The sequence below is a fragment of the Nitrospirales bacterium genome (assembly GCA_031315865.1).
In the GTDB taxonomy this organism is placed as follows: Bacteria; Nitrospirota; Nitrospiria; order Nitrospirales; family UBA8639; genus JAGQKC01.
On record JALDRJ010000002.1, the window covers coordinates 1,722,748 to 1,748,198 of the forward strand.

The 25,451-nt window shown below is 48.4% G+C and carries 21 protein-coding genes and 2 tRNA genes; 19 read left to right on the plus strand and 4 right to left on the minus strand.

The window, feature by feature from the left end; all coding sequences use genetic code 11:
- Positions 1-7: 7 nt before the first annotated feature.
- The 15 genes from ispG (at position 8) to MRJ96_08070 (ending at position 15,069) form a co-directional block, all read left to right on the plus strand.
- Complete coding sequence (gene ispG, locus MRJ96_08000; GenBank protein MDR4501375.1) at positions 8-1,213, plus strand: flavodoxin-dependent (E)-4-hydroxy-3-methylbut-2-enyl-diphosphate synthase; 1,206 nt, start codon at positions 8-10, stop codon at positions 1,211-1,213.
- A 70-nt stretch (positions 1,214-1,283) separates the two neighbouring features.
- Positions 1,284-1,359: transfer RNA gene (locus MRJ96_08005), tRNA-Cys, on the plus strand.
- Between the two features lie 127 nt (positions 1,360-1,486).
- The gene (hpnH, locus tag MRJ96_08010; GenBank protein ID MDR4501376.1) at positions 1,487-2,503 is read left to right on the plus strand and encodes an adenosyl-hopene transferase HpnH; all 1,017 of its coding nucleotides are present in this window, start codon (positions 1,487-1,489) and stop codon (positions 2,501-2,503) included.
- A gap of 45 nt (positions 2,504-2,548) precedes the next feature.
- Positions 2,549-2,914, plus strand: a complete 366-nt coding sequence (locus MRJ96_08015) for a hypothetical protein (protein MDR4501377.1) — start codon at positions 2,549-2,551, stop codon at positions 2,912-2,914.
- 729 nt (positions 2,915-3,643) lie between these two features.
- The gene (locus MRJ96_08020; protein MDR4501378.1) at positions 3,644-4,153 is read left to right on the plus strand and encodes a cytochrome c; all 510 of its coding nucleotides are present in this window, start codon (positions 3,644-3,646) and stop codon (positions 4,151-4,153) included.
- Positions 4,154-4,223: 70 nt separating this feature from the next.
- The gene (locus tag MRJ96_08025; protein MDR4501379.1) at positions 4,224-5,936 is read left to right on the plus strand and encodes a cytochrome ubiquinol oxidase subunit I; all 1,713 of its coding nucleotides are present in this window, start codon (positions 4,224-4,226) and stop codon (positions 5,934-5,936) included.
- Between the two features lie 27 nt (positions 5,937-5,963).
- Complete coding sequence (locus MRJ96_08030) at positions 5,964-6,770, plus strand: cytochrome c (protein ID MDR4501380.1); 807 nt, start codon at positions 5,964-5,966, stop codon at positions 6,768-6,770.
- A 129-nt stretch (positions 6,771-6,899) separates the two neighbouring features.
- On the plus strand, positions 6,900-7,739 hold the full coding sequence (locus MRJ96_08035; protein MDR4501381.1) for a ubiquinol-cytochrome c reductase iron-sulfur subunit: 840 nt from the start codon (positions 6,900-6,902) through the stop codon (positions 7,737-7,739).
- 16 nt (positions 7,740-7,755) lie between these two features.
- Entirely contained in the window at positions 7,756-8,868 is a 1,113-nt protein-coding gene (locus tag MRJ96_08040) for a cytochrome bc complex cytochrome b subunit (GenBank protein ID MDR4501382.1), read from the plus strand.
- A gap of 7 nt (positions 8,869-8,875) precedes the next feature.
- Positions 8,876-9,754, plus strand: coding sequence for a hypothetical protein (locus MRJ96_08045; GenBank protein MDR4501383.1), 879 nt, complete (start codon positions 8,876-8,878; stop codon positions 9,752-9,754).
- A 70-nt stretch (positions 9,755-9,824) separates the two neighbouring features.
- Entirely contained in the window at positions 9,825-11,690 is a 1,866-nt protein-coding gene (locus MRJ96_08050) for a cytochrome ubiquinol oxidase subunit I (GenBank protein MDR4501384.1), read from the plus strand.
- Positions 11,691-11,741: 51 nt separating this feature from the next.
- Positions 11,742-12,398, plus strand: coding sequence for a cytochrome c (locus MRJ96_08055; protein ID MDR4501385.1), 657 nt, complete (start codon positions 11,742-11,744; stop codon positions 12,396-12,398).
- Between the two features lie 18 nt (positions 12,399-12,416).
- Positions 12,417-13,139, plus strand: a complete 723-nt coding sequence (locus MRJ96_08060) for a cytochrome c (protein MDR4501386.1) — start codon at positions 12,417-12,419, stop codon at positions 13,137-13,139.
- Between the two features lie 56 nt (positions 13,140-13,195).
- A complete protein-coding gene (locus MRJ96_08065) occupies positions 13,196-14,032 on the plus strand; it encodes an ethylbenzene dehydrogenase-related protein (GenBank protein ID MDR4501387.1) in 837 nt (278 codons plus the stop codon).
- Positions 14,029-15,069: a c-type cytochrome gene (locus MRJ96_08070; protein ID MDR4501388.1), complete on the plus strand. Its 1,041-nt coding sequence runs from the start codon at positions 14,029-14,031 to the stop codon at positions 15,067-15,069. Before MRJ96_08065 ends, MRJ96_08070 begins: the two co-directional genes overlap by 4 nt.
- A gap of 5 nt (positions 15,070-15,074) precedes the next feature.
- Here the strand turns inward: MRJ96_08070 and ubiA are convergent, their stop codons facing one another.
- A complete protein-coding gene (gene ubiA, locus MRJ96_08075; GenBank protein MDR4501389.1) occupies positions 15,075-15,986 on the minus strand; it encodes a 4-hydroxybenzoate octaprenyltransferase in 912 nt (303 codons plus the stop codon).
- A 102-nt stretch (positions 15,987-16,088) separates the two neighbouring features.
- Complete coding sequence (locus MRJ96_08080) at positions 16,089-16,547, minus strand: DUF2914 domain-containing protein (GenBank protein ID MDR4501390.1); 459 nt, start codon at positions 16,545-16,547, stop codon at positions 16,089-16,091.
- A gap of 230 nt (positions 16,548-16,777) precedes the next feature.
- Here MRJ96_08080 and MRJ96_08085 point away from each other — a divergent pair.
- Both MRJ96_08085 and MRJ96_08090 read left to right on the plus strand, forming a co-directional pair.
- Positions 16,778-16,852: transfer RNA gene (locus tag MRJ96_08085), tRNA-Thr, on the plus strand.
- A 441-nt stretch (positions 16,853-17,293) separates the two neighbouring features.
- Positions 17,294-17,971, plus strand: a complete 678-nt coding sequence (locus MRJ96_08090) for a response regulator transcription factor (GenBank protein MDR4501391.1) — start codon at positions 17,294-17,296, stop codon at positions 17,969-17,971.
- A 156-nt stretch (positions 17,972-18,127) separates the two neighbouring features.
- Here MRJ96_08090 and MRJ96_08095 read toward each other — a convergent pair whose 3' ends face one another.
- Positions 18,128-20,155: a response regulator gene (locus MRJ96_08095; protein ID MDR4501392.1), complete on the minus strand. Its 2,028-nt coding sequence runs from the start codon at positions 20,153-20,155 to the stop codon at positions 18,128-18,130.
- Between the two features lie 623 nt (positions 20,156-20,778).
- Positions 20,779-21,759 carry a hypothetical protein gene (locus tag MRJ96_08100; protein ID MDR4501393.1) on the minus strand — a complete coding sequence of 327 codons (981 nt, stop codon included), beginning with the start codon at positions 21,757-21,759 and terminating at the stop codon, positions 20,779-20,781.
- 525 nt (positions 21,760-22,284) lie between these two features.
- Between MRJ96_08100 and MRJ96_08105 the strand changes: the two genes are divergently transcribed.
- Positions 22,285-22,974 carry a response regulator transcription factor gene (locus tag MRJ96_08105; protein MDR4501394.1) on the plus strand — a complete coding sequence of 230 codons (690 nt, stop codon included), beginning with the start codon at positions 22,285-22,287 and terminating at the stop codon, positions 22,972-22,974.
- Between the two features lie 242 nt (positions 22,975-23,216).
- The gene (locus tag MRJ96_08110) at positions 23,217-25,448 is read left to right on the plus strand and encodes an ATP-binding protein (protein ID MDR4501395.1); all 2,232 of its coding nucleotides are present in this window, start codon (positions 23,217-23,219) and stop codon (positions 25,446-25,448) included.
- The last annotated feature ends 3 nt before the right edge of the window (positions 25,449-25,451 follow it).

Consider the following 25,451-nt stretch of genomic DNA (forward strand, 5'->3'; position numbering starts at 1 on the left):
CGGACTCGTGTACATCACCCGTCGGAAAACCAAGCAAGTACAAGTTGGGAACGTCAAAATTGGGGGGGATGCCCCTATCTCCGTTCAATCCATGACGATTCCGCATCCTAGCGATGTTCAGTCTACGCTCGAGCAAATTCAGCAGCTTGAGCAAGCCGGGTGCGAATTAATTCGAGTCGCGGTCCCAGACCTGGAAGCTGCCGCAGCACTCCCCAAGATTAAACCGCACATGTCAGTGCCTTTAATCGCCGATATTCACTTCGATCACCGTTTAGCCTTGAAAGCGGCAGAGGTCGTGGATTGCGTCCGAATCAATCCAGGAAATATCGGGCCATGGTGGAAAACGGAAGAAGTCATCAAGGCGGTGAATGACAATGGTATTCCACTCCGTATCGGTGTAAATGGAGGGTCGCTTGAAAAGCCGCTACTGGAGAAGTACGGCTATCCTACGGCCGAAGCCTTAGCTGAATCGGCTCTGAATGCTGTCCATGCACTGGAAGATGTGGGCTTCACGAACATGAAAGTTTCACTAAAAGCTTCAGACGTCCACATGGCGATTGATGCCTACTGGCTGTTCGCACAACAATCCAACTATCCTCTGCATATCGGCATCACCGAAGCGGGCACGGCCATGACGGGAGCCGTCAAGTCGGCCTTGGGTTTAGGGTGGCTGTTGTCACAAGGCATCGGCGATACCTTGCGTGTTTCGCTGGCCGCCGATCCTGTCGAAGAAGTCAAAGTTGGGTTTGAAATCTTAAAGTCTCTTGAGCTAAGGCATCGTGGGGTGAATGTGATTGCCTGTCCCACCTGTGGTCGGGTAGAAATCGATGTCGTCAAAATGGCGAATGAACTTGAGAGGCGATTAGCTCACATTAAAACTCCCATGACGGTTTCGGTCTTGGGGTGCGTGGTGAATGGGATAGGTGAAGGGAAAGAAGCCGATATTGGCATTGCCGGAGGTCAAGGGGCAGGGATCCTGTTTAAACAAGGTAAGCTGATGCATAAGGTGCCATCGGAAGAGTTGGTGGATACATTGGTCGAAGAAGTCGAATTGATGGCGAAAGAAAAAGAAGCTGAATTGGGTCGTGAGTCTATGAATGCTGTGTCATCTCATCAGACTCTTTCCTCTTTCGATCACTCGCAGTCACACTCGTTACGAACCGAGCCTCGAGAGAATTCACGAGAACTTCCAGTCCTTCCAGTCCGTTCCTGAGTCTTCTATTACGGGATCCTCTCAAATCGTCTTGTCTTCGTTGATTGCGTGCCTCTATAATGAACTCCTTGGCGCCGTACCCAAGTGGCTAAGGGAGCAGTCTGCAAAACTGCGATTCAGCGGTTCGAACCCGCTCGGCGCCTCCACTTCTCGATACCCATTTCTTCATTCGTGAAGCCTGGTTCATAACGAATTTAATAGCGAAGGCTTTCTGTGAGAGGACTACACCTAAATAGACTTTCATTCCCGCAGCTAAGATAGAAGGAGAGCACGATGGCCGTACCTGTCTCTCAGATGTTCACTGTCGCGAAGTATGTCATTACTCAAAAGCTCAAAAAAACCAAGCGATATCCGCTCGTTCTCATGCTTGAGCCCCTCTTTCGCTGTAACCTTGAATGTGCGGGGTGCGGAAAAATTCAATATCCCGAGCATGTTCTTGATCGTCGGCTGACTCCCGAGCAATGCTGGGCGGCGGCTGACGACTGTGGTGCGCCGATTGTCAGTATCCCTGGTGGAGAGCCGCTGATTCATCCGGAAATGCCGAAGATCATCCAAGGATTGGTCGCCAGAAAGAAGTATGTGTATCTGTGCACGAATGCGATCTTATTAGAGCGGAAGTTGGCCGATTATACCCCGTCTAAATATTTAACCTTTAGTATTCATATGGACGGGTTGAGGGATGAACATGATTTGGCCGTGTGTCGTGATGGGGTCTACGATGTGGCGGTCAAGGCCATCCGGGCGGCGTTGAAGCGCGGGTTTCGCGTCACGACCAATACCACATTGTTTGATGATGCGAATCCGTCTCGCGTCCGAAAATTTTTCGACGAAATGATGGGGCTGGGTGTCGAAGGCATGATGATCTCACCGGGCTATAGTTATGACAAGGCTCCTGACCAAAACAGTTTTCTTAAGCGCGATCGCACGCGTGCGCTCTTTACTCAGCTGCTCAGTGAGCGAAAGAGGGCCTGGCAGTTCAATCAATCTCCGCTCTTCTTGGAATTTTTGATGGGGAAGCGAGACTATCAATGTACCCCCTGGGGGAATCCTACGTATAATGTTTTTGGCTGGCAGAAGCCGTGCTATTTAATTCAGGATGGCTACGTGTCTTCATTTCGTGAGCTCCTCGAAGAGACCGACTGGGATCAGTACGGAACTGGGCGCAATGACAAGTGTCGCGATTGCATGGTGCATTGTGGGTATGAAGCCTCAGCGGTTGAAGATACCTTTAGCACGTGGTCCGGGTTTTTGGGGACAGTCCGGGCGACACTCTTTCCAAAGGCGACTTAGAGCTCCCTCGATTATTTTGATTTCTGAGTGTGATGGCTTGCCGTGATGACGAATGACCAAGATCATCCCCCTTCTACAGGACAGAGTCTCGAAGGGCATGTCTTTACGTTGACGGATCCTCAAGAGCGATTACGTGTGATTGAGCTTGCATTTGATTATCGCGGCGATGTCACGATCGAGTTAGGTTCAGGAGAGATGATAGAAGGGTATCTCTTCGATAGAGATGGGGCGTCTTCCAGTCCGACGATTAAAATGTTTCTTAAGGGACAGTCTGAAGCGCGAACGCTCGACATTCAACAGATCATTTCCCTGACCTTTTCAGGGGAAGACACGGCGTTCGGGAAATCTTGGGATGATTGGGTCAATAAGAAGGAAAAGGTTTCTCAAAAGGTTCATGCCTCTGGCGAGTGATCCCTCCTGCCTCTCCATGATTCGGTAGCCTGTTTTTTCTGCAGGGTTTCTACCTGCTTTGTATTTCCTCTCTCCGGCCTTTCTTTTGAATATATTTCGGGAAAACAAAAACCTGCACATACCGTAAGCCCTAGGTGCTGAAATGCATGATGATAGTTCACTGTAATTCTGCAAATCTAGCGGACTGAAGGCATTCGAAGCGGAGTTGTTCAATGAGTAAAAGAAAACGTATTGTTGAGTTTCATGGCACTGAGAAAGGAAGATTTTCGATATGTGAAAAATTTTCGTACGTAGATGCTTGCTTCGATCGAGTTCAACGTGCTGAATATCAAGAAACGTAATAAGCCGTTGATCGTGGGAATATGCAGGAAGAATGATTGACGGTAGCCCGTTGTCTGTGATAGAAACCACGGACATTTTGCGGAAGGGTTTTCGTGATTGGATGAGTTGAGCCTTAAGCGGAAGAAGCTGGATCCCGTGGATCAAAGCGTGAGAGATCATAGAGCGTGATCCACAATTTATAGAGGCTGAATATCATACATCGCATTTGTCGATATCATAAACCAGGCATAATAAAAGACAGCATTGCTTGAATTGTGTGAGGGCTTAATTTGAATGGCGCTTTTGTTCCTGGCTGGCGAGCGGGGAAAAGCGCTTTTTTGTGAGAGAGACGGTAGAGGATCCACACAAACTTCGAGTAAGCGATTTCGAGGAGCTGAATACATCACAATGTTTAATCAGGGGGTTGGGTATATGAAGCAACGCTACAGTGTTAAGGCCGTATTCTTGATCGGGCTATCCGTTATAAGTTTAACCATCACGGCATGTGGTGGAGGAGGTTCTGAGGGTCCGCCAAAACCGCCGCCACCGGCTCCACCAGAGTATGCGGATAAGCATATGCCTGCTGATTACTGGAATAATCCAGCGATTATCGAGCAAGGGCAAGCCATCTACACAGGGCAACAGAATATTGACGTGAATTGCGCAAGTTGCCATGGGAAAAATGGGAAACCTGTAAAGGCTGGGGCAAGAGATTTTCGAAATACCGAACACATGAAGCTCTTTTCTGACTCACAGTGGTTTTGGCGTGTGTCGGAGGGTGTGAAGGGGACAAAGATGAAAGCTTGGAAGAGCAAGCTATCGGAAGATGAAATTTGGAAAGTCATTGCCTTTGAAGCTACGTTTGGGTTGAAGGGGCAAAAATATGATGTAGAGAAGAAGGCATGGGTGCCAAACTGAGAATCCGAGAGTGTCTCGTTCAATTCGGTGAGGTATGTGAAGCCATGAATATGAAGGAGGGCGAAAACCCTTGAAAACACTGAGTCGAAGCTTATTGATGCTAACTGGCCTTGTGGCCGTGGGGGCAGCTTCTGCGTATGGGCAAATCCCAGACGCGCCAGTTGTTGATTTTCCGTATGCGGGGAATCGCACCGGTGTTTGGGTTGTCGCGCAGTTGCATATCTTGTTCGCTGCCTTCATTCTCGGCGCACCGATTTTTGCGGTTGTTTCTGAGTGGCTAGGGTATAAGAATAATGACCCCAAGTATGATCGACTCGCAAAGGAGGTCACCAAGGTCACGGTCATCCTGTATAGCATGACCGCGTTGACAGGTGGTCTCTTTATCTTTGTGTTGTTGGGGACTTACCCGGATTTTACGACCTGGTTGATCAAGAACTTTTTCCTGGTCTTTGCCATTATCTATCCCCTGCTCTTCATCGCAGAAACGATCATTCTCTATACTTATTTCTATTCATGGGATTCGATGAAAGGAAGTAAGAAGGCTCGCCATATCGCGTTAGGCGTGTTGTTGAACCTTGTTGGGACGATTACGCTGTTCGTGATCGATGGGCCTACGGCATTTATGAATACCCCGGCCAAGGCGGCTGAGGGAATGTCGCTCGTGGAGTTTGTGCAGACCGCGGGCCTGTGGGATAAGGTGGCCAACTATAGTTGGATGCCGCTGAACCTTCACCGTCTGGTCGGAAATGTGACGTTTGGAGGGTTCATTGCTGGATTAATCGCAGCTTATATGTACATGCGTTCCCGGTCTGATGAGGAGCGAGCTTACTACGATTGGATGGGATTTATCGGAAATCTTATCGGGGTAGGAGCGCTGCTATTGCTCCCGTTCATGGGCTATTTGTTGGCGTATGAGCTTTGTGACTACGATGCTTCAATTTGCCCGTATATGATGGCGGATCAGTTGTCGATGTTCTTTGAGATGCAGGGGGCCATGATTGGCCTGATTTTTCTCGCCAGTAATTATTATATCTGGCTTAGTATGAAGCGGATTCAGGGTGTCGAGCAGGTAAGGATATCAGGACTGGTGATGATCGCGGTTATCATTATGCCAGCCGTGATGGGACTGGCCTGGAAGATGTTTCCGCCTCCGGAATGGCAGTCATTGATATTCCTGGCTGCCCTTGTTGTTCTGCCTCCTGTTCTTAGTAAGCTTCCCGGGTTGAGGTTTACCGTGTCAGCCTTCACGATGATCAAGGTTGGGTTCTTGATGATCGTCGTCGCTGATGCGATTTGGATGACCCCGCATGGTTTTGTGGCGACTCAGGGATTGGCCACGCATGACCTAGAACTTCCAGAGTGGGCGCAAGAACTGGCTTTGATGCCAGCGAAAAATGCCGCTGCGTTTACCTTGGTGTTCCTGACCGTCGTGAATTATATTCTGTACAATCGAGCGATTCGAATGGGGAGCATCTCTTGGGGGAAAATCGATTTTGCCTCGCAATTTGTTCTCATTTTCCTGGCCTTCAGTGCGATATGGACTATGGGCTTGATGGGGACGGTTCGCTCGTTGACCCGCAAGTATTTCCATGTTTACAACCTGGTTCCGGACTTCACTTCTGAGGCCTTTACCCCCACGTTGGCGTATTCCGCCTGGTGGATCACCGGTTGTACGATTGTCTTCTTTGTTGTGGTCAGTTTTGCCATTATGGTCACACTTCGAATTACGAAAGATAAAGCTCCTGAAGCACAGGGAGTTCCACTTCCTGAAGGGGCGAAATAATCCTCAGGGAGTAAAAGGGGGAAGCGAATGGCTCAGCAAAGTTTGATGGGTAACATCATGAAAAAGGGCATCATTGGCGTGATCGTCGGGGGCATTCTCGTCGTCATTGCCAAGCTGACCCATTTTCCGTTTGTGTTTCAAGTGATGTTCTTTATGTATGCGATGTTGGGTGCATTGGTCTTTATTCTTCTTGATGCGCCTTCGATGAAACGGTTGGAGGGCGGAAAAGCCGCGGTCGGGCTTGTTGTGTTTTATGTCATCTTATCTTTGGTGTACATCGGAGGAGCCAGCGGGCTACCTCAGTACGATCCAGAAGATGAAAAGGGAAAGATTGATAAAATCCTCAAAGCAAGGAAAGCTCGAACGGAACAAGGAAAGGCGGAGGAACTCCTTGCTCGGACTAAGGCTCTCGATGAACGAGCGATAGCTATCGACAAAAAGTTAAATACCCTCGGAGCAGGGAAGATAGAAGTTGTTGAAGAGGTAGTGTCTGTGACCTCTGCTGCCGGTGGAGATATTATTGCACTGGGAAAAGAGCAATGGGAGCTGCAGGAATGCTATAACTGCCACAAACTCTTTGGAGAGGGTGGGAAAAAGCGGGGCCCTGTTCTGGATAACATCGGAAGTCTCATGACGCCAGCGCAGCTTAAAGAGAAAATTATCGACCCAAAGAGTTGGATGGCTGAAGGCTTTGATAAACAATACAAAAAAGGCAAGATGCCGGACAAGTATAAAGATCTCATGTTTGATAATGAAATCGACGCGCTTGTGGCCTTTCTGGCCTCACTGAAGGATACGTCTGTCGAAACGCCGAAACCCATTAAGATGAACTAATTTATTTAACGACTCTGTTGTCTTATGCAACCTAAATTATCCGCAAAAGCAAGCTGTAGTGATGGGGAGGTTGGAAGGGTCTCAAAGGTCATTGTGGACCCCATTTCTCATGAGGTGAGCCATATTGTTGTGCAGGAAACCTCAGGTCAGCGACAGGAGCGTAAGGTTCCTATTGGGGAAGTCCAGGAAATCGTGAATGAGGAGGAAATCACTCTTCGGTGTTCTAGGGGTGAGTTTGCGCAATTTCCAGTCCTGGATCGGGATCACTATGTGACGACCCATGAGGTCGAGATTGCGCATCTTGAAGACAACCTGCATGTTGAGCCTGGAGAGGTATTAGTCCCTTTTCCATGCTTGGAACGCGATGTTCCGCGCCGAACGTTTTTCACGAATATGACTCATGCGATCGGAGCCCTCATCGCTCTGCCTTTGGCGTTTCCTGTCTTGAAATACCTTATGAAGCCGATGTACAAGCCATTCGATAATGAATGGTTTAACGTCGGTAATATTAAAAAAATCACGAAAGAAAATATCGGGTATCAGTTCAAGTTTGATCGCGGGTTTAAAGAAGCTTTCATGCCAGAGCAACAAATTGAAAAAAATATCTGGGTCGTCAAGGCCACACCTGAGGTCAAGAAAGCCGTCTACGACGGGAAAGACCGAAAGTATTACGATAACAATGGTAACGTCATCTGGGTGAATAAAGCCAACTCTCCCTACATCGGCTATTCGGGCAAATGTCCTCATCTTGGCTGCGGGTATAAATGGAGAAAGACAAAGAATTTTCCCGATGGTGTATTTTTGTGTCCTTGTCATTTGAGCATCTATGATGAAGCGGGTAAGGTGCTTGATGGCCCTGCGCCGAGGGCCCTAGATGTACTTCCGCTTGATGTGAATGCTGGTGGAGAAATAAAAATCATTGACGTGGAATACAAGGCTGGCGTGAAGAATCAAATTCGACTTTTATAATTGCCTCATTTTTACCATGAATGAACAACCGCGTACCGTAAATGAGCCGAATGCGTTTGAAAAAGTTGTCGACTTCGTAGATGAGCGAGTCGGGCTAAAAACGATACAAGCGAAGATGCTCAATGAGCCAGTTCCTGGTGGCTCGCGCTGGGCATACGCGTTCGGTTCGGTTCTCCTCTTCATTTTCATCCTCCAAGTGGTTACTGGGATCCTGCTGATGTTCTACTACGTCCCCAGTACCGATCATGCCTACGCCAGTACTCAATATATTATCCATGAAGTCGAGTATGGCTGGTTTTTGTTGAGCTACCATTTCTGGGGATCCTCAGCCATGGTCGTCATGGTTTTTGCGCATATGTCTCAGGTATTTCTCTGGGGGGCGTATAAAAAGCCACGAGAATTGATATGGCTAGTTGGATTGGCGTTGTTCGGGATTGTCATGGCATTCGGGTTTACTGGATATTTGCTTCCTTGGGATCAGCGAGCCTATTGGGCAACAGTCGTTGGAGTTGAGATCATGGACAAGACGCCGCTTGTCGGTGATTTTATGGCTCGTTTCTTAAAGGGAGGGCCAACCCCTGGGCAGATGACTCTCAGCCGATTCTTCGTGATTCACGTGATGGTTCTGCCAGCAGGATTAATGGGACTGGCAGGCTTGCATCTATTCCTTTTCCGTAAGGCTGGCCCTGCCGGACCATTCCGAGGTACTCCAGAAGAGCTGAAAGCCAAAACTGATTACTTTTTCCCTCGTCAAATTTGGAAAGATATCGTGGCGATGGCCACAGTGTTCTTGATCGTCTGCAGCCTGGCATTTATCGAACCAGTTGTGTTGTTAGAGAAAGCAACCCCAGACCCAGGGGATTATCATCCTGAGCCAGAGTGGTACTTCTTATTCTTATTCCAGCTCTTGCGTTTGAAAATGTTTGGCGGGGAATTTGGGCAATTTCTTGGGGCCATTGCCATTCCTGGTGCATTTATGGCTCTCTTGGCAGCTTTGCCATTTCTTGATACCAATCCTGAGCGTAATATTTTTAAGAGACCGGTTGCTCTGGTAAGTTGGATTGTCATTATGGTCGGTATTCTCATTTTTACCGTTTCGGCCATTTTAAATCGAGAATTTCTTCACTAAAACTAATATGTCAAATACGAAACTCGGTCTTCTCGTTTTCTGGCCGACCTTTTGGACGGGCTTTCCGATCAAAATGGTCGTTTGTCTATTACTGTTGGCCGGAGGGCTTCATCCCTGGAAAGGTCTAGGGCTTGAGTTTTTACTCGCCCTGTCCATCCCTATCGATATTTGGGCTTTAGGCGTTTGCGCGCGAACGGTGTTTTTGGAACGTTTGGATGTCGATCCTCAACCTGGCCTGGGACTAAGACTGTGGTGGAAGTGGGCGTTGTTTAGTGCTATCTACCTGCCAATAACGACCATCATCGTAAAAGCTGTGACATCCGGCTCAAAGGCGATGAGTCACAGCATTGTTGAAACCATTAAGGAATATATTTGGGCAGTGCCAGTCGCGGAGCAAATATCGATTGATTTGGTCTTATGGGGGACAGTCGCCTCTGTAGTCCTTATTCTCTTAGTCATGGGATGGTTGTGGGGGCTTGGAGCTTTTGCGCAACGTGAAGTCTCAGCGGGAGTAAAGAAAGACGGAACGTTCCAGGATATTGTGCGTTTCTGGGATCTACTACGGGTTCCACGGGATCAGGCATTACTCCTTACTGCCTTTACAGGAACAGGGGTTGTTCTTGTCTTTCTTTTTTGGGGACTACTGCCGGAAACCACGCCTCATCCTCATGATGAATATGAGTACACGAATGTGGTAAAGGTAGAGCCGCCAGTTAAGCCGCTTGAGGTTCTTAAGTTTACAGAAAAAGTATTGAAAAAAGCAGAGCTGGCGATTCAGGGATTAGAAAACGAAAAAGATGTAGAAGACGACGCAAGCAAGGAAAATGGATCGCAGCAAGAAAAGGTCAAGGCTGAATCCCAGAAAGCAACGTCTCCTCCAAAGTAAAGATGGGATGTAACATTATCTGAGTCCCCGTGACGGTCAAAACAGGCCAGCGGGTCAGGAGAAGGGTCACATGAACAGGAAACCTCTTCAAATCCTCAGGAATTCTAGTTTTCCGATTTCGGGGAGCGCTCTTCTTAAATGGGGTGGTCTGTTCATTCTTGTATTGTTCCCGGTTTTGGCATGGGCTCAAGATGCGGCTACCCAGGCCATGTCGGTGGAGTATCGTGATATTCCAGGAATTGGGAGCCGGAATATTATTTGGATCGTAGCTCAACAGCATCTTTTGCTGGCAGGCTTCGTTCTGGGAGTTCCTATTTTTGCCTGGGTTTGTGAAATAGTCGGTTGGAAGACCAAAGAGCCTCGCTATGACAAGCTGGCTAAGGAATTTACCAAGCTTCTCACTTCAGCCTATGCGACGACGGCTCTGTTTGGAGGGATTCTACTTTTCCTTCTTATTGGTCTGTACCCGAAATTAATGGCTTACCTGACCGACATCTTCTTTCCATCGTTTATCGCCTACTGTCTCCTTTTTATCGCAGAAACTGCCACGCTTTATATGTATTGGTATGGATGGGATGCGATGCAGGGTAACAAAAAGGCTTTGCATATCTTCCTTGGCTTCCTGCTCAATTTATTCGCGATTGGCATTATGATCGTTCCTAATGCGTGGGCGACTTTCCAGGCCAGCCCTGTTGTGGTGGCAGACGGAACCGCGATTGAAAAAGCCTGGGCCGCCATGCAGAACCCGACGTGGTGGCCGGTGAATATTCACAGGCTGATCGCAAACGTCGTACTGGGTGGGTTCATCTGCGGCGCGTACGCCGGAGTGCGTTATCTGCTCGCCGTCACCCGTGAAGAGAAAGAGCATTATGACTGGATGGGATATGTTGGAAATTTTATCGGTGTCTTTGGGATGTTGCCCTTGCCCTTCGCCGGATATTGGTTGATGCGAGAAATCTATCAGTATAATCAGCAGATGGGGATCACCCTGATGGGTGGATTTTTAGCGTGGTTGTTTATCCTTCAGGCGATGCTGATTGGCGTGTTATTCCTTGGAGCCAATTATTACTTCTGGCTAGGTATTGCTCACAGGATACCTGGGTCTGAGGGTCAGTATAAAAAACCCATTATGGCGATGCTGATCGTCTTGCTCGTTTGTCTGGGGGTGTGGATGACACCACATTCTCTCGTTGCCAGTTTGGAAGAAGCCAGAAAAATGGGAGGAACCCATCACCCACTTCTCGGGGTGTTTGGGGTGATGTCCGCCAAGATGACCGTATCGAATTTGATGATTCTCGTGACATTTATGAGTTTTATTATGTATTGGCGGGCGGGAAAGGTTGAAACAGCTGGTTGGGCGAAAGCCGCAAAAGCGCTCATGGGAGCTTTGCTGGTGATCGCTGGAATCGCCGTGATCGTACTTGGAGTCTGGGGATATTTCGTGCCGGCCATCATCAGGATTAACTATTTTTCAGTGGCGCAGGTGTTGATCGTGCTCTTTATCATGATAACCTTCACACCATTAACGGCGCTTTTGATGAAAAGCGCTAAAACCACGACCGAGATGGTGTGGGGAAAAATGCCTATTCGTGCTGGATATAGTCTGGTGTTGAATGCCGTGATGGTCATCCTGTTGATGTCACTCATGGGCTATGCGCGATCATCCTCTCGCGTGCATTGGCATATTTATGGTGTGATGCGAGATACGTCAGAATACGCCTACTCACCGGCGCTCGGCTATGCCGCTGCATTTATGTCATTGAATACCTTTGTGTTTTGTTTGTTGGCGGCATTCATATTCTGGGTCGCAACTTTAGGAGATAAAGCGAAAAAACAGCCACCAGAAGGAGGGGAGGCTGAGAAGGTTCCCCCAATGGGAAGCGTGGCTCCAGCGATGGCTGGAGGAGCTCCTAGGCAGGGCGAAAAGCTAAGCTGAGTTCTGGGCTATCCTTGGGGATTTGCTGATAACCAGGAAATAAGAGGCATCATGAGTGAAGTTGCATTATTGCAATTGATAGGGCTGATCGTTGTCGGACTTGGCGTAGCTATTCTTCTGTTCATCAAATCCAAGTTCCTTAGGGTTATCGGGTTTGTCATAATTGTTCTAGGATCATTCAGCCTGATTGCCTTGGGTGTTCCACAAATGGCATCTCTCCCTCCAGCTATCGAGACTTTTGATATTGCCAGCGTCAAGACGCCAGACGATCTGGCGTCTATCGGCCAGAAAATATTTTTTAGTAAAGGTCAATGTGCTTTGTGTCATTCCATTGGTCCGAGTGAATCAGCGAGGTGTCCTGATCTTGCTGGTATCGGGGCAAAACTAACTCCTGAGTTTATCTATGAGAGTTTAACGGATCCACAAGCTTACATCTATTTGGACTTCCGCCACGATCAGCTTCCCGAGGAGTATCCGGCGCGTATGCCGTATATCAACAAAAATCCCATTGCGCTGAGTAAACCCGAGATCTATTCGGTCATCGCATTTTTGCAAAAGATGAGCGGTGAACCTATCAGTATTCAGATAGAAGATGTGATGGTCGTTGAGGTAGCCGAAGAACGAATACCAGTCCCCATTCATGCCGCTCCAAATGTGAGTGAAGAAGAAGTGGTCGTCGTTGGGACCACCAGTATTGAAAGTGATTAAACGCTAGGAGTGAGTGTTATGAAAGGTCCTCTCGTATCAGCAGCGATTTTGCTTAGTGGCGTCTTTGTCTTTTTAAAGTTTATTCTCCCTTTGTTTACGGCGCCTTTGCCGGCAAGCCTCATATATCTCTACTTGGCAATTACGCTGAGTGGAATCATGATTTTTGACACCATGAGTGAGAGAGGACTTGAGACATTCATGGGACCCATAAATCGGTTTTTGTCGGGAGAAGTTCAGGGCACGGCCAAAACGGCCAGGCTCTTGGTCTTTATTGTCTTCCCTCTACTGGTAGGCTGGCAAACGTATACTAAACTAGCTCCGAGTGATTTACCTCCAGCAGAGAACCGAACGATCCACCCGGCGCCTCCTGGTGAATTCGTTGGATTAGCGAATCCTTACCCCACGAATAATTCTAATATTCAGCAGGGGAAGGGAATCTATGCAGCGAACTGCTCACCCTGTCATGGTCCAAACTTTGATGGAAAGGGCGTGGCTGCGCCAGGATTCAATCCTCCTCCTGCCAATTTTGCGGATCCTGGAACCATTGCTCAGCTTCAGGAATCGTACTTATTTTGGCGTATAAAAAAAGGTGGGGTCGGCTTACCGATTGAAGGGATGCCATGGAAGTCCGCCATGCCTCGCTGGGAGGAGGAATTAACGGATGAGCAGATTTGGAAAGTGATTATCGGTGAATACGATGGGGCCGGACAATCACCAAGAACCTGGGAAGAAGAAGAATAGAGAGTGATTTTATTCTTTGTAACCAGATGGTTTATGGATATGAGGTCATGAGGGGTATGATCGGAAAAAAAGGAATTGGTCTGGCGTCTGCCATGATCTTTGGAGTGATGGGCCTATGGGCTATCCCGGTGTTTGCAAGTGACCCTCCACCTGATGATGCGCCGGCAAGCGTTTCAGTTCGAGTATACTTGACGGAAGGAACCGTGCCAGTGAGCGATCCAAACGCTGCTGAGTGGGATTCTGTCGCGTCATCGGAGTTTAACTTGGCCCCCCAAGTGCATTGGCCTGACCGTATTCAGGATGCCACGGTTAAGTCCGTTAAGGTACGCGGTCTTCATGACGAACAAACCATCGCCATCCTGGTTGAATACCAAGACCCCACTCAAGATCCAGCAGACGCCGCTGCATTGGAGTTTATGGTTGGTGATCAAATGGCCCATTTTGCTCATGGTCAAGAAATGCTTCAAGTCGAGGGTGGCCCTGTCAACATCTGGTATTGGAAGAATGAAGAGGGAAAAGCCACAGACATGAGTGCGAAAGGATTCAAGACACTACGACTGCAAGAGCAACAGGATGTCTCGGCGACAGGGATCTGGCAAGACGGTGTCTGGAAGGTCGTGTTTTCAAGACCGCTTCAAACCGGAGATGAAAACGACATCCAGATAGATCCAGGAAAATGGACGAGTGTGGCCTTTGCGTTCTGGGATGGAAAAATCATTGAGGGTGCCGTGAAAGAAAAGGGAAGTCAAAAGGCTGTTTCCTCGTGGTGGTATATTCGCGCAGAGCCAGCGCCAGACAATTCTATCTTTGGCTATGTCGCCTTAGGTCTCCTAATAGCGGCGGCATTTGAATATTTTCTCGTAAGAAAGCTTCGAAAAGGACAGCCGGCATGAGGGGCGTACCGACAATTCGGCAAGCGTGGGTTTGGTCAGTTTTGCTCGTTATCGGCATGTTTTTCTTCGTGAATGGGTGCGCGATATTTGAAGATGAGCACACAGCGAAGGGAAAAAAGTTATACCGCCATTATTGTATGCATTGTCATGGGGAGTCCGGGAGACAAGGTGAAGGGTTTAATTGGGACAGTCTTTCGAATATGGAATTTCCACCCCCGAAAGATTTGTCCGATTCATCGATGGGAAGTTCAATATCCGATAAGGACATTTTTAACGCCATTTCAAGAGATATGAAAGATACATCGGATCCAAAAGTAATCGAGGATGTTGAGTACTTCGGCGTCGCGACCATGCCGACTTTCAAATATACACTATCCGAGATGGAAATTTGGTCTTTAGTTCGTTACGTTCGATCTCTTCATGGGGGTGATTTTACGTTTGATGTCGAAGGCAGGCGTCAACTATTGGAGTCTGAGCTAGAGACGACTAAGCAGGAAATGGAGGTCGCAACACAAGCACTAGAAGCTGCGGAAGCCAAACGGGACGCGGAACTGGAGGCTGCTGAAGCGGCGGCTGAGGCTGCAGGTGATGAAGATTTTGAAGCGGAAGAAATAGAACTTCCCGAGGAAGAAGTAGCTGCCAAAGCATCCATGAGGTATACGGAAGCCAAGAATGCCTTTGAACGTTTCGCAAAACGCCCGAAGGTGACGGTGGCTCGTCCAGATTTGAAGACCACAGATGAAGAGCGTGCGGTTCTTGAGAAAGAAGGTAAGCATCTGTATATCAATAAATACGGATGCAATAGTTGCCATCGTATCCAAGGACAAGGGGGGTTGGTTGGTCCGGAACTCGATCGTGCAGGATTTCGATTAAATGACACATGGATTTACGAATGGATTCTGTACCCGCAAGGTATTAAAAAGCACACCAGAATGCCAAACCTTGGGTTGAACGACCATGATGCTCGAGCAGTGACCGCCTACTTGGAAACGCTTCGCGCTCCGAAGCCTGATGAACCTGTTCTTTCCCAAGAGTAGCTGACTTAAATTTTTCCTGCCCAGAGTAGCACTAACATCGCTATACCCACCCAAACATGTTGCTTAAACATCGTGAAGTAAGTGTGTCGTTGTTGTGGTTGAGTGAGTCGCCAGACCTGCCAGCTTAAAAACAGGCTGATTCCTAGAAGCCCAACGAAAAAAAAATTGTTTAACGAAGCAAGCCATCCCGCCATTCCGATAAAGATCAGCGTGAGGCTTGATGCGCCAGCCACACCGGCCCACACATATTCTCCGAAGAAAATGGCGGAAGACTTCACGCCAATTTTCACATCGTCTTCGCGATCCTGAAGAGCATAAATCGTATCATACGCTACGGCCCAGAAGACTGTTCCTAAAAACAACAGCCAGGTCTCTAATTCCAAGCGATTTTGAACGGCTGCCCAAGCCATCACGGTTCCCCACCCAAAGGCAATACCGAGAATGAGTTGCGGAATATGAATATACCGTTTTGCAAAGGGATATAACGCGGCCAGGGCCAATGCAATAGGGCTTAGAGCGATACTCAGTGGGTTGAGTGATAAAACAAGCCCGAACGATAGGACGACGAATATTAAAGCGAGACTCAGTGCCTGAAGCGGGGAAAGTGCTCCTCGCGCGAGCGGGCGATGTTGTGTACGCTGAACTTGCTTGTCGATTGACCGGTCGGCAAGATCATTAAAAATGACCCCAGCGCTTCGCATGAGAAAGGCCCCAATCGTAAAAATAAGAACCAGGGCCGGGTCAAGCTGGTTCTTCTCTGAAGCCAATACGAGTGCCCATAAAGAAGGAAGCAGGAGCAGCCATGTTCCGCTTTGACTCGGGAGTCGGATAAGCTGCAGTGCCGTTATCCAAAAGTGTTCACGTTGTTGAGGAACGTTGGGTGAGGATTCAGTAGTTGAAGAGGGGGGAGTCGTCATGACATGAACTTACAACAATCTTCGGTTTGAAAAGTCTTTGCTATGAGAAGAAGGAAAAGAGGTTGATCCAATGCCTAGCTCACAAAACCGTTGGGATAGCGATTATTTCACGCTGAATCGTGTGATGCAAAGTATTTGGTCTGGATCAGCCGAGGAGGCGACAACGATCATCCAATCGCCGATAGGGTCTCCACGTCGGAAATCTTTTGAACTCCACATGCGGTACCCGGAAGACGGTCGGATCGAAAGATTGACTTGCGAGATCTGAACCCACGTGTTGTCGACATGTTGAAGCCAGGTATGTCGGATAGTGCCGGCTGAGGATGATGCAATACGCATCCAGAAAAAAATTTTAGGATGAACTGCAGTGTCAATCACGGGAAGTTCGCCTTTGCCGTTTTTGTCTTTTTCACAGAATGCGGGTGGTGAAACTGGGTCTATCGGTTGTCGGTCTTGAATCACTCCTGCTAAGGAAATGTCGAGGACCTCGAAGTCAGCCCAGCACTCGATGGTTGGTATCAGGAGACAACTGATGATCAATAATGCCAGCCGGACACGCACTGAAAAAATCTCCTTTATCTCAAGGAAGTATGTGAGGTCTCCAGACGCAGATATGTGACCAACTTAGGGCATAACATGCCCCTTGTCAACGGGTTTGACGATAGAACGTCTATCTTTGTGCACAGTTGACGCCTCTCCTCGAAGAAGGGTATAAACGAGCTGATTGTTCAAGAAACAGTCTGTGATTCCGATAAAACTCAATGGCGGTGTTGTCCCGCCAACCCACCAGGGCCGGCGTAGCTCAGTGGTAGAGCAACGGTTTCGTAAACCGTAGGTCGGTGGTTCAATCCCACTCGCCGGCTCCATTAATCCCTTCCTGATCACGAGATGTTACGGCCAAATAGACCTGTGTGATCCCCTGTCTCATACGTGCGGAAATGAATTGAATTAGTAAGACAGTTCAGATTGGGTACCACTGTCTTCGAGCAAATCGAGAGGCCATCGGCAACTTCGGAGGACATGTGCTGATGAACGGATATTCGGTCTTTCCCGTATTTACGGAACCGAAGTGTCCGAGATGGATGGGGCGTTCCATGACGCGATCGGGATGTGTATGGGAACGAGGGTGTTTTACATAATTCTCAAAAAGGAGTAAGCTAAAGTTAGCTGAAAAGTTAGCAAACTGGAAGGTGTTTTATTTTGTGATGCGTGCCCAAGCCGGTTGATACGCTGTTATCGAAATGGCAGTACTCAGTAGCGAAACGAACGATCCTATTATAGGCCTACAAGTAAAGCGGTCCGAACATATGACTTCTTCTCCCATTGAATGCGGAATCGGTTATCTTCACGTATTGCTCATTGATGACCATATCATCTTTCGGCGAGGGCTTCGCCAGGTGCTGTTGGCAAAGTTCCCCGACTTAGCGATTGTCGAGGTGGGGACCGCACAAGAAGGGCTGGACGCACTCGGTCAACAAAAATTCGATCTTGTCTTTTTAGACCTGAATCTGCCCGATAAACCTGGCATTCAATTCCTGAAAGAGGTCAATGGCCTCGGTTATACAGTGCCTATCATCGTTCTGAGCGTTTTTTCAGAGAAAGAGTTCGGCATACGAGTCTTGCAAGCGCATGGTGCGTCCTACTTACGAAAAGATTGCTCGAATGAAGAACTCTATCGGTGCGTCCAAGTCGTTTGCGGCGGCCAGAAACACGTTTCAGATACGTTAGGCGAACAACTGGCTGAATCGGTCGCCGGTGGATTGGATGCATTAGGTCCCTATCATTCTTTAAGCAATCGAGAAATTGAAATCTTGCATCTGTTTGCCATGGGGAATAAGCCGATGGAAATTGCGAATCTCTTGTCCCTGAGCGTGAAGACCGTAAGTTCCCATCGGACTAGACTGTTAGAGAAATTAAACTTACGAACCACTGCTGAATTAATTCGTTACGCGATCAAGAGTGAGTTATACGATAATTCTCAATAGTTTCGTCTAGCTCTCACTCTCACGGGACCAATCACCAACCGACGCCAACCCAACCGTCTCGTTCATCCCTTCTTAAAAGCTTGTCTGTGGTGTCTATCGGATAGCCCGGATCTATCGACCTACGTTATTCTGTGCTCGGCCGTTCGGGTCGTAGACTTAATGAGCTGACTCCATGATCGTTTGGTGAAGCATTGCGATCCCATTTGTTTTGGAAATTAGGTCAAAAGCACCTGCTTCTTGAAATTTTTCCCTGGTTTCCTGTGTCATTGTCTCAATCAGTCCGATAATCAGTATCTCAGGATAGCATGTCTTAATAAGACGAGTGATCTGGATTTCGTTCTGTTCTGGAGCGGTGACGTCAAGGATGACGACATCGGGATTAAACTCTGAAATAGCATCCAGGAGGCTGTCCTCGTCGTCAAACTGGCCGACGACTTGGATGTCTCCAAATGTTTCGAGTATATTGCATATCCCTTGGCGCACCATAATGTGAGGACTGACTGCCAGCACACGTTTTCTCGATAGAACGGAGAATCTTTCTTTCCACCTTTCTTCGAGTTCCTGAGGGGTGTGGCGTAGTGGAGCCGATATGATCTCCTCCTTGGCCGTATGAGTCGTTTCGAATTCCTGGTTCTTGTGGTCCTTAATAGGAAGATTTAGGATAACCGCTGTACCTTTCCCGGGTTCGCTAAAGATTTTCACCCATCCTCCGACTTTTTTGATTCGCTCCACAACACCCAGTAGCCCCAGTTTCGTGGCAAATTTTTGCGAAGATGAATCCGACCCCGCTTCCCTCGTGTCAAACCCAATCCCCCTGTCCGTCACACTGATTTGTAAATGGTTCCTGACAATCTCAACCCTCGCGACTGCGTCTGAAACTTGAGCATGTTGTATGATGTTTATGTACAGTTCTCTCACGGCATGAAAGATCGTGAGCCCCTCAGTATCGCTAATGGCTGGAATATCCTTTTCATAGAAGAGTTTCACGGCCAGCCCATATTTCTTCATGTTCTCTCCCAACCATTCCAAGGCGGGTATCAACCCGTTTTGTTGCAAGATCGCGGGGCTTAGTTCGAGAATCATAGTCATCGTGGCTTCCAGTCCTTCAGCAAACAAGGTCTCGATCTCATCGAAGAAATCATGCAATCGCAATTCTGCCCTCGGCAGAGTACGCCACTTGGCGACCCGCCATTTTCCTAAAATCATAATGTGTTGAACCGTGTCATGTAAGTACTGGGCCACCCGTATTCGCTCACGATACTCTGTCAAATTCAAGCCATACGTCAGTACCTGCAGATGGTGGGGCGATGTTCCAAGGGCTTGCGTGCATTCAGAGATGCTTTTTTCGAGTCGGAGTGCGAGTTCGTGAAATTTCTCTCCGCCTTCATGTTGCGCTGATTCAAATAATCTCAAGTCTGTGATGTCGACGATGGCAGCCACAACTCCAGAAACGTCTTCAGTAATCTCAAGAGGCATGTAGGAAGCGATAAAATGTGATTTGAGCTCGCGTGTGAGAGAAGGCCAAGAGACGACATCAAACGCGACACGTTCACCTTGTAATGCTTGATCCAGCTTAGGTTGAATCTGCAGCCAGCCGCTGCCAAGGACGTCAGATACAGAACGTCCGATCACCGACTCATCCGGAGGTTTCTTGAGAACGTCCTGGAGATAGGCCCGGTTGGCATAGCGATAGATATATTGTTCGTCGACGACGAACAGTCCGACCGGCGCATCATTGGCCGCGAGGTTCGCGAATATCATATCGTCACGCGGCTTTGAAGATCCGACGTGCGGGACTAATCGCAGCCCCCCCATGACTCGGAGTCGATCTTCCGGGGTGTGATACGCACGCCCGACGATCAGCACTTGTTGGGGGGGATCCCCCTCCGTGGTCGTTTGTACGGTCGTCGAAAATTGTCGCATGCTTCCTTTTTTAGCTTGTAGCGCTTGATCGATTACCCGTTGGAATCGCTCGTGATCCTTCGAATGAATGAACGACAAAAGGTCCTTCCACTCGGTGAATGCCGATCGTGAGGTTCCCAATATTTCAGCAAACTTTCGATCGACAACCAAATGTCCGTTAGCATGATCATATAAATACAGCCCGGGAATATCATACAGGTCTTTGGTGATCCGACTCTTCTTTAAAGAGTCTTTCGTTGGATATTCAGGTACTTTTTTCATAATGAGTACTCGCTGTAGATGATGGCAGATCATTCTTCATGGATGAATGGCTCAAGAGTCGTGTATGAATTATAAAAAGGTCATCTCGTGACCATAGATCTTGAACTTAGCTTCAAAACAACGTATAGCCGCTCTGCCAAAATCAAAAGAGAATGACATGGTTGAGTAACCCGACCGAAACCTTCTCCCTGTGTCGAGGTTTGGAGAAACCACAAGGGACGGCCATGGTCCGTACACGATCGTTTCATGCGGGAAACATGCTGTTTTAGAGCCAAGAATAATTGACCGTTCCATTGGATGAAAGCCAGTCGCAAGGCTCTTAACGGATAAGTCGTATACACGTGCCCACCCCCTTTCTCTTCCTTTGCATGAATTGATGAAGCGAATCCAGGTTTAGAGACAAGGATGCACGATTGGGCCTGAAGCGCAGGGGATATTCCTACTTCTCCTCTTTCCAGCAGGCGCCGAAATGGTTGCGTAACGCGTTATGACCGTCTTTGTCCTCGCATGTCATTTCTTGTTCGTACTCCTTTGAAACATTTCCGGTCCGAAGCTCAGCCGCAGGGTCATTTCATCCGTAGACACAGCACGGGCGAAAAGTGAAGTGGGCATGCCGAATGGCCTTAGGATCTGTAGGTCTTGTGCGTATAGGGAAACGGCATTTGAAATTTCGTAAATCCCAGTGTGCCCTCTCTGCGAAGATGAATGAACGTCCCTAGAAGAAGTCCGAATTCTTCGAGCATTGCGCGGTTATCATAAAAGGGAAAAACAGATTTAAAACATAAAAGTTCAAGCACGCCGACAAGTTGTCCTGTCAAGGTCGTTAATGGAAGCCTCACTCGGAGACAATGAGGTGGGCGCTTGAGAGTTGAACCATGAGCGCGGTTCCCTTTTTTTTGATCGTTGGGATTGTCGACTGGAGATTGTATCGCCTCGATTTGAAGGTTGCAGAGGCTGTGTCCATTCTTGAATGAACTCGTTTTCTGGAGTGTCGTAGCGAGTTTGGGGACATAATGACTCAAGGATGAGTCGGGGTCACACCAATGCGTAAGGCACGTGACGACATCGTGTTTCGGGTCGTTGGTCCAGAGTAGTGCTGCATCGGCAAAAAAGTGCCCAGTCAAAACTTTAAGAAGAGTCTGAAACGAATCTCGATCCGCGAGATTCGTTAAACAATTCGAAGCCAGGGAAAACAAGTGGAATTCCGTATTCAGGTGGTTTCGAATCGTGAGATGTTCCTGGATGAGTAAGCAGCCATATCGAAATTCTCGAAAAACCGAGGTAGGATGAAACAACAGATCAAAGAACGGGGTCAAAAATTGATGGTCTTTCCGAGACATAGGGACTTCAAGATGGCAGGCTTGATGTTTGGTGATCGAGCCGAGGAGGCCACGTTTGAATTGGGAATGAAGAAAATTATCCCCGACATCTACACACGCAGAATTTTCAGAGGTCTTGCCATGGCGGTTGTCCGGAGAATCAGGAAGTCCCGTCATTCGCCGAAAAATTCCATTGCATGTAACGATCGAAATTTTCGTCGGGTCCGACTGCGATCCGACAAGGACACTGGTTCCGGGTTGACTGCTGATGAGCGTGGATGCCATGTCCGATTTCCTGTGGACTTGCTGATTGGCTTTGAACATGGGAGCCTCCTTCCCCGTGCATAAGTGATGTAGGTAGCGTAAGGATGACAAAATTCTGTTACTTGGCAAAGAGGGTAAACAGCCAATTTTTTATGGAAAAAGTATTAGCCATCTGGTGAAGATCCTGTACGGGATGGCATGCCGATCTTATCGTTGCCGAAGGAAATTGGGCAGAAACAGTCATCGACATAGAAGCAGGTGGTCGTTGTGAGCCTCACTGATACGATTCATCAATGAGCCGATCCATAGGTAAATGGGCCAGAAAAGCGCCTGGAACGAGGGAGTTTAGAAGAAAGTGCGTTCCTATCCTGAATGTTGTGGTCTAGGCGTGTGTCTATGGAGCCTTACCCGAATGGGTAAGCCGAATGGGTATGATTATTCGTCCTGGCGACTCTATGTTAAATTGTGATGATTTTCGTACAATGGTGCTGTAATACGGAACATGTAGACAGAAGGCGCCACTCATTTCTGTAGTTGGAGGTATTTATGGAAGCCAGTACTCCGGGAATTCTAAAACCTCCAATAAAGATTCTGATCGTTGACGATCATGAAGTGGTTCGCCTAGGGATACGTAATGTGCTCGAACGCGTACCGGGTTATCAGGTCGTCGGACAGGCGTCGTGTAGTGAAGAAGCATTAGCGTACGTGAAACAAAACGACCCGCCTGATCTCATCCTCTTAGACATTCGATTGCCGGATCAGGACGGGTTCCTGACGTGTCAAAAAATTTTAACTTACCACCCGAGTTGCCGCGTCTTGTTCTTGTCTTCTTTCGTCAACCCCGCATTCATCCAGCAGGCGGTGATTGCTGGAGCGTATGGGTATGTACTCAAAGCCGTCGGCTCGAAAAGCCTGCTGGAATCTATTGCACAGGTGGTGCGGGGTGAGAGTACGCTGGATCCACTCGCGCTTCAAGAGATATTCGCATGGCTCAGGCAGGGGCAGGGCCAGGGACGTCAAGATTTGATAGAAAAATTATCTGAACAAGAACGGGCGATCCTGACGCTTGTGTCGGAAGGAAAAACCAACAAGGAAATTGCCTCCCACATTCACGTCAGCGAGAGCACCGTCAAAAATTATCTTGGAAAAATTTTCGAAAAGCTTGGGGTCACGCGACGAGCCGAAGCAGCGGCCATGGTGACGAAAGCCATGATTGACCAGGATCATCTGGTGTAAAGATTGCGAGCCCTTGATGACGGATTAACATCCTACAGTGCTCGCGCAAGCGAACCTACTATGCTGGCTTCAGAATGTTTGAGCACCACGAGGCCTCCCTCTCATTGGTTTGCATCGCCAGTACGTCCTGTTATCTCGTAGGCGTATCGCATACTCTCTGTCTGTTGCACTCGACCGCAGGGAGGCATGCTAACGGTTACGGGCCATATGTCTCGTATTCCGGAAAACGTTCGTAGGTGATTATGTCGATAATGTTTTCCGATAATCCGCCATCTCGCATTCCTTCTTTTCTGCACACGATTGTTCCTGCCGTAGGTTCAACCACCTCCCGGTATATTTTTGCCAGTCTTTGTCTGGGGCAAGTCATTCTTGGGCTGGTCTTGATGCCTGACTCTGTCGGAGAGGTGTCGGTATTCGCCATTATTCAGATATTCATGTGGGCCATCAGTCCGATGCTCCTCAATGAATGGCCTGTTCCACGCTGGCCTCTCGATCTCTTCATCGCTGTGGCTGGCGTCTCTCTCACAAGTCTCTTTTTGTACGAGAAGTCCAGTATTTTATTGTTGCTTCCCTCAGCGTGGAACCTGGTCCTGCTGAGCTACATGGGAAGAGGGATTCTCACGGCGAGTATCATCGGTGGAGTGGTGACCACGATGGTCGGCTCGTATATCATGATTGAACGTGGTGTGCCTCTCATTGGATCGTCCTACCCCATTGATCGTTTACTCTGGGCATTGAGCATGCAATTATGGACGACCCTTCAACTGCTCATCATTTTTTCATACAAGAAACCCCAAGATCTGACACGCCCATCAACCCTGTTCCGCTCATTCATCCTTCCCCAAAATCCTCTGTTCCAGAGGGTGCTCAGCATAGGGAGCACCTGGTTGACTGCCCCAGTTTTCCCTGATGAATCGGAAACCCAAATTGCACATCGAGCATATCCCATTATTCTTCTGCTCATCGGCACTCCACTGTTGGCGCTGTTCATTCATTGGTCTCTTTATAGGCTTATCCTGGCCGATGTCGTCTTTAACCTCTTCATAGTCTGTCTAGGGGGCTTGTTGTTGTTCTTGCTCAGGTCAGGACGGGTTCGGTTGGTGACCGGGATACTATTAGCTCAGCTGTTTACTGGAACGGCTTTTGGATGCTGGGTGTATGGATGGCTGCATCCGACGGCCCTAGGCTTTCTCTTGGGTGATATTCTGATCGCTCTTCACTTAGCGCCAAGGCTCGCTCTCGGAGCGATGTTGGGAATTTCCCTGCTTCTGTTGTTTGCCACGGGGAGTTGGGCGCAGCACTATGGGCTTTTACCACAGCCGAATCTAAATCCAGCCCAATCTCTTGGAGGGTCCGTCATCGCGATGTTTAATACCTTAGTGATCTTGCATGCGTACCACCGCAGGTTCCAAACAACGGTTCAGCAATCTCATACATCGGCCGTCAATTATCAACAAGTGCTGGCGGACGCTCCGATCGGGATAGTCGTTTTGGATCATCATCTACGCGTCATGTATGTCAACCAGGCGATTCTGCGCTGTTTTGAGATCAGTCCGCAATTGGTTGACCGTTCATGGAGACGCTTTGAACAGCGACTTTTGACGCTCGAAGGCGTTTCGAAGGCCGTGACGAAGTGTTTGAACACAGGTTCCCCCTTTACGCTGGACATTCTTACCCGTCGCGCAGTGGCGTCTGACCCCCTTCGTCTTCAAGTGTACGGAGTGGGGTTGGAGGATGGGAGGGGGCGAAATGTTGGCTGTCAATTAATGGTGGTAGATTTATCGGAGCTTGTGCAGGCAGAAGAGCAGTTACAGATCAACATGGACAATCAAGAGAAAATCAGACGGGACCTGCATGATGGTATTCTGCAAGCGCTCTTTGCACATGGTCTTCAATTGGAAGATCTCATCCAGACGGTCCACGATCTAGAACAGCGGGATTTCGGTGCGCGAATTCAGGGGGGGCTCCTGAGGCTGGATCAAGTGATTGAAACGCTGAAAAGTATGATTGGAGAAGGCGATTCATCGTTCGAAGCTCGCCATACGTTCATGAGGAACTTGCAGTCATTTTGTGAAATCATCGAGAAGGTGGGAGACGTGAAGATTGACGTTCATTGTCCGGAGACGTTGTTAGCGACATTAACGAGTCAAGAGTTAGAGCATGTATCCATGATCGCACAAGAAGCCTTGAGCAACGTGATACAGCACGCTCACGCTTCACGGGTGTGGGTAAAGTTGATGGTCATGGACCAAGGGGTCGTGTTTGAAGTGCGGGATGATGGATCTGGGTTTCCCGATGATACGCTGAGGCTTCTCTCGCGCGATAAACATCGAGGACACGGGTTACCAAACATGGAAGCACGAGCCAAGGCTATTAATGCCAGGGTAGATTTGGATTCGACGCCGGAGATGGGTACATCATTACGGATATGTTTCTCAGCGTCGGACCAATTGAGAAAAGTCGCTTCCCATTGAGCC

What these genes read in the sequence shown, in the direction of transcription:
- hpnH (MDR4501376.1), top strand. Translation starts at nt 1,487, where the DNA reads ATGGCCGTACCTGTCTCTCAGATGTTCACTGTCGCGAAGTATGTCATT.
- MRJ96_08015 (MDR4501377.1), top strand. Translation starts at nt 2,549, where the DNA reads ATGACGAATGACCAAGATCATCCCCCTTCTACAGGACAGAGTCTCGAA.
- MRJ96_08020 (MDR4501378.1), top strand. Translation starts at nt 3,644, where the DNA reads ATGTTTAATCAGGGGGTTGGGTATATGAAGCAACGCTACAGTGTTAAG.
- MRJ96_08030 (MDR4501380.1), top strand. Translation starts at nt 5,964, where the DNA reads ATGGCTCAGCAAAGTTTGATGGGTAACATCATGAAAAAGGGCATCATT.
- MRJ96_08040 (MDR4501382.1), top strand. Translation starts at nt 7,756, where the DNA reads ATGAATGAACAACCGCGTACCGTAAATGAGCCGAATGCGTTTGAAAAA.
- MRJ96_08045 (MDR4501383.1), top strand. Translation starts at nt 8,876, where the DNA reads ATGTCAAATACGAAACTCGGTCTTCTCGTTTTCTGGCCGACCTTTTGG.
- MRJ96_08050 (MDR4501384.1), top strand. Translation starts at nt 9,825, where the DNA reads ATGAACAGGAAACCTCTTCAAATCCTCAGGAATTCTAGTTTTCCGATT.
- MRJ96_08055 (MDR4501385.1), top strand. Translation starts at nt 11,742, where the DNA reads ATGAGTGAAGTTGCATTATTGCAATTGATAGGGCTGATCGTTGTCGGA.
- MRJ96_08060 (MDR4501386.1), top strand. Translation starts at nt 12,417, where the DNA reads ATGAAAGGTCCTCTCGTATCAGCAGCGATTTTGCTTAGTGGCGTCTTT.
- MRJ96_08065 (MDR4501387.1), top strand. Translation starts at nt 13,196, where the DNA reads ATGATCGGAAAAAAAGGAATTGGTCTGGCGTCTGCCATGATCTTTGGA.
- MRJ96_08070 (MDR4501388.1), top strand. Translation starts at nt 14,029, where the DNA reads ATGAGGGGCGTACCGACAATTCGGCAAGCGTGGGTTTGGTCAGTTTTG.
- ubiA (MDR4501389.1), bottom strand. Translation starts at nt 15,986, where the DNA reads ATGACGACTCCCCCCTCTTCAACTACTGAATCCTCACCCAACGTTCCT.
- MRJ96_08090 (MDR4501391.1), top strand. Translation starts at nt 17,294, where the DNA reads ATGACTTCTTCTCCCATTGAATGCGGAATCGGTTATCTTCACGTATTG.
- MRJ96_08095 (MDR4501392.1), bottom strand. Translation starts at nt 20,155, where the DNA reads ATGAAAAAAGTACCTGAATATCCAACGAAAGACTCTTTAAAGAAGAGT.
- MRJ96_08100 (MDR4501393.1), bottom strand. Translation starts at nt 21,759, where the DNA reads ATGGCATCCACGCTCATCAGCAGTCAACCCGGAACCAGTGTCCTTGTC.
- MRJ96_08105 (MDR4501394.1), top strand. Translation starts at nt 22,285, where the DNA reads ATGGAAGCCAGTACTCCGGGAATTCTAAAACCTCCAATAAAGATTCTG.
- MRJ96_08110 (MDR4501395.1), top strand. Translation starts at nt 23,217, where the DNA reads ATGTCGATAATGTTTTCCGATAATCCGCCATCTCGCATTCCTTCTTTT.